Origin of the sequence: Limosilactobacillus sp. (assembly GCF_041859915.1) — a bacterium.
Taxonomy (GTDB): domain Bacteria; phylum Bacillota; class Bacilli; order Lactobacillales; family Lactobacillaceae; genus Limosilactobacillus.
Genome location: NZ_JBFLGB010000086.1, coordinates 1 through 5,894, shown reverse-complemented (window position 1 = coordinate 5,894; position 5,894 = coordinate 1). Strand labels below are relative to the sequence as shown.

Annotated in this window: 6 protein-coding genes and 1 other annotated feature; of the genes, 4 read left to right on the top strand and 2 right to left on the bottom strand. The window is 41.2% G+C overall.

The genetic code is table 11. The features are described from left to right. The first annotated feature begins 150 nt into the window (after positions 1–150). Positions 151–1,011, top strand: coding sequence for a MetQ/NlpA family ABC transporter substrate-binding protein (locus tag ACEYV4_RS08940; protein ID WP_373842947.1), 861 nt, complete (start codon positions 151–153; stop codon positions 1,009–1,011). Between the two features lie 27 nt (positions 1,012–1,038). Next, positions 1,039–1,557 (top strand): peptide-methionine (S)-S-oxide reductase MsrA, encoded by a 519-nt coding sequence (gene msrA / locus ACEYV4_RS08935; RefSeq protein ID WP_373842946.1) that lies wholly within the window; start codon positions 1,039–1,041, stop codon positions 1,555–1,557. A gap of 69 nt (positions 1,558–1,626) precedes the next feature. On the opposite strand, the gene ACEYV4_RS08930 is transcribed toward msrA, so the two are convergent. After that, entirely contained in the window at positions 1,627–3,327 is a 1,701-nt protein-coding gene (locus tag ACEYV4_RS08930) for a phosphoenolpyruvate carboxykinase (RefSeq protein WP_373842945.1), read from the bottom strand. Positions 3,328–3,489: 162 nt separating this feature from the next. Between ACEYV4_RS08930 and ACEYV4_RS08925 the strand changes: the two genes are divergently transcribed. Both ACEYV4_RS08925 and ACEYV4_RS08920 read left to right on the top strand, forming a co-directional pair. Then, the gene (locus ACEYV4_RS08925) at positions 3,490–3,999 is read left to right on the top strand and encodes an acyl-CoA thioesterase (protein WP_373842944.1); all 510 of its coding nucleotides are present in this window, start codon (positions 3,490–3,492) and stop codon (positions 3,997–3,999) included. A 166-nt stretch (positions 4,000–4,165) separates the two neighbouring features. Next, entirely contained in the window at positions 4,166–4,762 is a 597-nt protein-coding gene (locus tag ACEYV4_RS08920; RefSeq protein WP_373842943.1) for a LysM peptidoglycan-binding domain-containing protein, read from the top strand. Between the two features lie 50 nt (positions 4,763–4,812). Here ACEYV4_RS08920 and ACEYV4_RS08915 read toward each other — a convergent pair whose 3' ends face one another. After that, positions 4,813–5,490 (bottom strand): TVP38/TMEM64 family protein, encoded by a 678-nt coding sequence (locus ACEYV4_RS08915; RefSeq protein ID WP_373842942.1) that lies wholly within the window; start codon positions 5,488–5,490, stop codon positions 4,813–4,815. A 112-nt stretch (positions 5,491–5,602) separates the two neighbouring features. Beyond that, positions 5,603–5,848, top strand: a binding site (T-box leader). Positions 5,849–5,894: the final 46 nt, after the last annotated feature.

The following is a 5,894-nucleotide window of genomic DNA, read 5'->3' as shown; positions in this document are numbered from 1 at the left end:
TTATTAGGCCTGGGTATGCTAGTACCTATTGAGGATTAAGCTGTGAGGCTTAATTAAACTCGGGTGGTAACACGTTTAAAAGTAACGTCCCGAAAAGTGGTAATGAACTGCTTTTCGGGACGTTTTGTTTTATCAAGGGGGGAATTGCGAATGCAAAGAAGAAAACGTCGTCAACGGCGAAATTGGTTAATTGGAATTATTATTGTCCTAATTATAGTAATTGGGCTTGGTGGCTTAATCTATCAACGGCATGAACAATCGGCAACGAGAACAGTTCGTTTAGGATTGGTGGGGACTGACTCTGAACCGGTCTGGAATAATGTGCGGGCACGGCTTAAAAAGGAACATATTAATATTAAGTATGTCACTTTCAATGACTATGTTCAGCCAGATGTTGCCTTGAAGGAAGGAAAAATTGACATGCATTCCTGTCTGACTCGGTATTACTTTGACTCCTATAACAAGAGTCAACATGCTCATCTAGCTAGCATCGGTAATACCGTAATTTCACCACTGGGTGTCTATTCTAAAAAATATAAACATATTAAAAATTTGCCAGATGGGGCGACTATCGCTATTCCAAATGAACCGACCACACTGGGACGAGGATTGAATCTTTTACAGCAGGCAGGGTTGATTAAGGTTAAGAGTAATAGTGGGATTAAACCATCCCTTAACGATATTACTGCCAATCCTAAGCATTTACGGTTTAAGGAAGTTGACCCAGCTGAAACTGCACGGGCCTTGCCATCAGTTGATGCTGCGATTATCAATGGCAACTATGCCGTTGCTGCTAACCTTCAACCGAAAAAGGATGCAATTTATCTAGAGCCCGTTAATAAGCAAGCTAAACCATATGTCAATATCATTGCGGTCCAGGCTAAGAATAAAAATAACCCGACTTATCGGAAAGTGGTTGCGGCTTACCAGACAGAAGCCACTAAGCAGGCAATTGAAAAGACCTATCACGGTGGTCAAGAAGCCGCATGGCCAATTTACGGACGAAAATAACAATTATTAGTGAAAGGAGTAAGAAAAATGAGTCTTGATACAGCAATTTTTGCAGGAGGTTGCTTTTGGTGCATGGTGAAACCGTTCGATACCTATCCGGGAATTAAAAAAGTGGAATCTGGGTACACTGGTGGCCACGTTGCTAACCCAACTTATGAACAAGTCAAATCTGGTACAACTGGTCATACCGAAGCGGTGCGAATTACTTTTGATCCGGATGTAGTTTCTTATGATGATTTAGTGACAATTTATTGGCATCAAACTGATCCAACTGATGCTATGGGCCAGTTCCAGGACCGGGGTGATAATTACCGCCCCGTTATCTTTGTAAAAAATGATGAACAACGGCGGATTGCTGAAGCTTCTAAAAAGAGACTAGCAGAAAGTGGCCTCTTTACAGATCCGATCGTTACTAAAATTGAGAATGCTCAGCCCTTCTATTTAGCTGAAGACTACCACCAGCAATTTTATCAAAAGCATCCAGATCATTTTGCGGCCCAAGAGGCTGGTGGCCGTGAACAATTCAAAAAGAAGTATTGGAAATAATAATATTGGATTTAAACCCAAAAGGGACCCGCTGATAATTATCAGCGGGTCCCTTTAATGATCATTGTTTTAGTTGTTCATCAACAGGTCAAGCAGTTCACGAGCAGATTCGTGAAGAGCCTCCTTGGACTTATCGTTGCCTAGGTGAGTGTAAATTTCACCAACGTAGACACCGTCTTTAAAGAACTTATTGAAGACCTTGTCAATAATTGGCTTCGTTCGTTCTTGTTCCTGAAGTGGGCCAAATGGGTTAGCAAAGAAGGTGGTACTCATACCGACTTCATCGGTTGTGCCAAGAGCCTTCCGCTTACCAGCTAAGAAGACTTTCTTAGCCTCATCTTCAGTCTTAAACTGGTGAAGGCCAACTTCACTACTGTAGTTATTAGCATAGAGCCACATATCAACAGGGTGGTGTGCAATAACACGTTTATAGGTATCAGCTGGGATAATTACCCGAGCGTTCTTTCGTTCAGGGTTGAGATAGACACCACGATCCATGTTATTGAAGGCCACGGCAGAACTGAGGTCATCAAGACGAACAAAGGCCCCGGTTTCAGTTCCTTGGGCGTATAATTGACCATTTTTACCAATGGCGAAACTGCCCATGTCGTCGAAGATTGTTTCCATGTCCACAATCTTATCATCAGCAATTTCTTGGAGTGCTTCAATGGATTCAGACTTGCCGGCACCGGAATCTCCAAAGAAGACAACATTCTTTTCCTTACCATTAGTGAAGTGAATTCGCATCATGGAACCATGAATTGGTAATTTACCATTATAAATCTGGTGTAAATTATGAACAGTCAGGCAAATCTTCTTCATGTAGCCGAAGTAAGTCGTCTTATCGGTGTATGGAACTTCACCGATCCAGATATTGTTTTCGGTATCGTGGTAATAGTGGGAAACCATTCCTTCAGTCTTTTCGAGCCCAAAGAGGACGATCTGGTCTGGCTTATGACCTTCCACTTCAGCTGGGGATGCCAGTTCAAATAGGTTCGAAAGGGCAATCCCATTGACTAGGTAGTCAACGTTGAAGTAAATGTAAGCAAGACTGGTACCAATCTTAGCTGGATAGCAATACCATTGTCCCCTTTTACCATGAAAACGTTTAATTGGGTTTTCATCGACAGCTGTAAAGACACCTTCACGTTTATTACTCTTGGTGTGAAGCATCATTGGTGGGCGCAATGCTACGGAATTGATGAAGTCAATATCTTTTAGTACTTCATAACCCTTTGGCATTGGCCAATTATGTGGTTCAACCAGCATAGCAGCATTAGTAGCAGCATTGACTTGCCGGTAAGTACGGTTCTTAAAGCCTTGTAATTTCTCTTCGACAACCCGGTAGAACTTTCGAACTAGTTCATTTAAATGGGTGTCAATTACTTTATACTCGTTGCCAGCAATTTTATTATTATTGTAGTTAACTACGGAAACCCGTAACAAGGAACGGTAGTATGAATAAAGAGCTTCAATGCTGGCCAGAATGTCTTCGCGTTTGTAGTCAGCATATGCATCCTTATCATTGACTAAGATCTTTTTAAGAACTGTCACGTATTCTTCTGGAGTGGCATTATCAAAATCGTCTTCATCGTAATCTAAATTGAGTGAGTCCAGGTAAAGCTTAACGATGTCAAAGAATTCATTGCTGTTAACTAGTGAATAAAGGTCGTTATAGTAAGCTTTACTAAGATTCAGGGTAACGACGCCACGATCGGCGTTAGCATACAGTGCTTGACCTTGAATCTTTTGACTGTTCTTTGTCGTCATCTGTACCATCAATCCTTTCATCTATTCAGGCTTGAACCCATTATAGTGTATTTTTAGAGAAAAATGATAAAAAAATTAAAAAATATTATAAAAATTTCAGATCAAGCACGTAAGCTAGGTGTGCTAGAATACTAGTATAATCACAATGTAAGGGGTTAAAACATGAAAATTAATTGCAATGATACATTAGCAGTTTCTTTGCACCGGGTCTTTAATGCGGACCTCAATGAACACGGAACGGTGTTTGGTGGCCAGATTCTAAAATTAGTTGATGGTGAAGCTTCAGTGGCCGCAATGCGGGTTACCCGTTCGACAGTGGTCACGGCGGCAATGGACCATGTTCAGTTTTTGCGGCCATTTAAGCTGCAAGATTCAATGTGCATGGAAGCATACGTTACCGGTGTTGGGCACCGCTCTTTAGAAGTCTTCGTGAAAGTAATTGGTGAACATTTGATGACCGGTAAACGCTTCTTAGGCTTTACCTGTTTTATGACCTATGTTATTCAAGATCCGACTAAGAAAATTGCTTATGATCGGGTGGTTCCCCAGGACGATGAACAACGGGCACTGACTGCGGGATATCAGACCCGGCGTCGTCATCGGCAGGAAAATCGCCAGCACCAACGAGATCTTCTTCAATCGCTGACGCTAAAAAAGCCATGGCAAGCCTAAACATTACATTAGTTACAGATTATTACAAATTGTTACGAAGATGACGGTGAATTGATAACTCCTGGTAACCCGTCCGTAAAAACAAACTAGTATAGTAGAAAGTGTTGAGGCGATCAGTATTGATCGTTATCTATTACTATTGGAATAAAGGATGGATTGATTTTTAATGAAGTTATCTAAGAAAGCCGCAAAGATTACAGCAGCTATTGCTGGTGCCGTAGCATTGGGGACCATCGCTACCGCAACAACTGCCAACGCTGATTCAATTTATACGGTTCAGGCAGGGGACACCCTTTCCGGAATTTCTTATAAATTAGGCCATGATTTAACCTTTGTTGATACGCTGGCAAACAATAATAACATTGCTAATAAGGATGTTATTTATGTTGGTCAGAAATTGGTTATCAAAGATGATGGTGAAGTTGCACCGGCAACTGCTCATCAGGTAGCTACCTTGCCAGCTGCTACTAGTCAAAACACGGCTACTAAGACGCAATCGACTAATAATGCCGGTGCTCAAACAACAAGTACCGTTAGTGGTAGTGAAGCTGCTGCCAAAGCATGGATTGCCAGTCATGAATCTGGCGGTTCTTACTCTGCTGCTAATGGTCAATACATTGGCAAGTACCAGCTTTCCGCTTCTTACTTGAATGGTGATTACTCAGCTGCTAATCAGGAACGAGTAGCCGACCAGTACGTGGCTAGTCGTTATGGTTCATGGACTGCTGCTCAATCATTCTGGCAGTCACATGGTTGGTACTAAAATTAACTTAAATAATTAAGATTGAATAAAAGGTGATGACGTTGTGGACGTCACCACCTTTTTTGCACTTGCTTTTTTCGTAATATTTTAATTAAACCATACAGGACACAAAGAAGGATGAATATAGTGATCACGAGGATAAGTTTCTTGATGTCTAGTGAGAACAAAGCATGACCACCATAAGCATAAAGAAAAGCAATTGGTAATGTTCCTAAACTAACTGCTAAGAAGTAATTCCGTTTAGAAATTTTAAGAACAGTGGCAACACAATTGACCAATAAATTGGGGATGACCGGTACACTGAACCCCATCACCAGACCGAGAAGGGGATAACGTTGTCGTGATAAGTAGGTAAAAGCGCGACGGTGGCGAAAGCGATCGGTAACCCCACTATGATGAACAAGGGTTAAAACAAAACCATTGCCAAGAATATTACCACACCAATTAATAAGGAAACCACCTAGCGGTCCAAAACAAGCACCGGTAAAAATACAAACCACGGAATTTGGGGCACCGGGAATGCTACAAAGGACTGCAATGACGGTGATTAATAGAATGATATCCATTATTTGATGATGATGAACAATACTAATTAGCTGGGCTTGGTGAACTGCTGATGGATGAAAAAGCAAGACCAGTTCTGGCCAATAAACTTTAACGAGCACTAGCCCCAAAATCAAAACGATTATTGTGTTAATTAGGATTTGCTTTTTTGAGTTGGTTTGCATTGCATCACCGTTCCTTTATGTTAATATTCTAATTTTAGCGCATTTCTTGAATAAGGGTTAGAATGAGTTGACTTTATAGGCCAAGTATTATACTATAATGGCAATTAAATGATAAATCACTAAGAAAAGATGAGTAATTACTAATTAGTTGATACAGAGAGCGGGAAATGATGAGATTCCGTCTAACTAGTGGTAGTGAAGATGGTCTTGGAGTGAATCATGATGGTGAGTTAGTTGATGAGCTATCGTGCGGTTTGGTCTCGTTATTAGGCCTGGGTATGCTAGTACCTATTGAGGATTAAGCTGTGAGGCTTAATTAAACTCGGGTGGTAACACGTTTAAAAGTAACGTCCCGAAAAGTGGTAATGAACTGCTTTTCGGGACGTTTTGTTTTATCAAGGGGG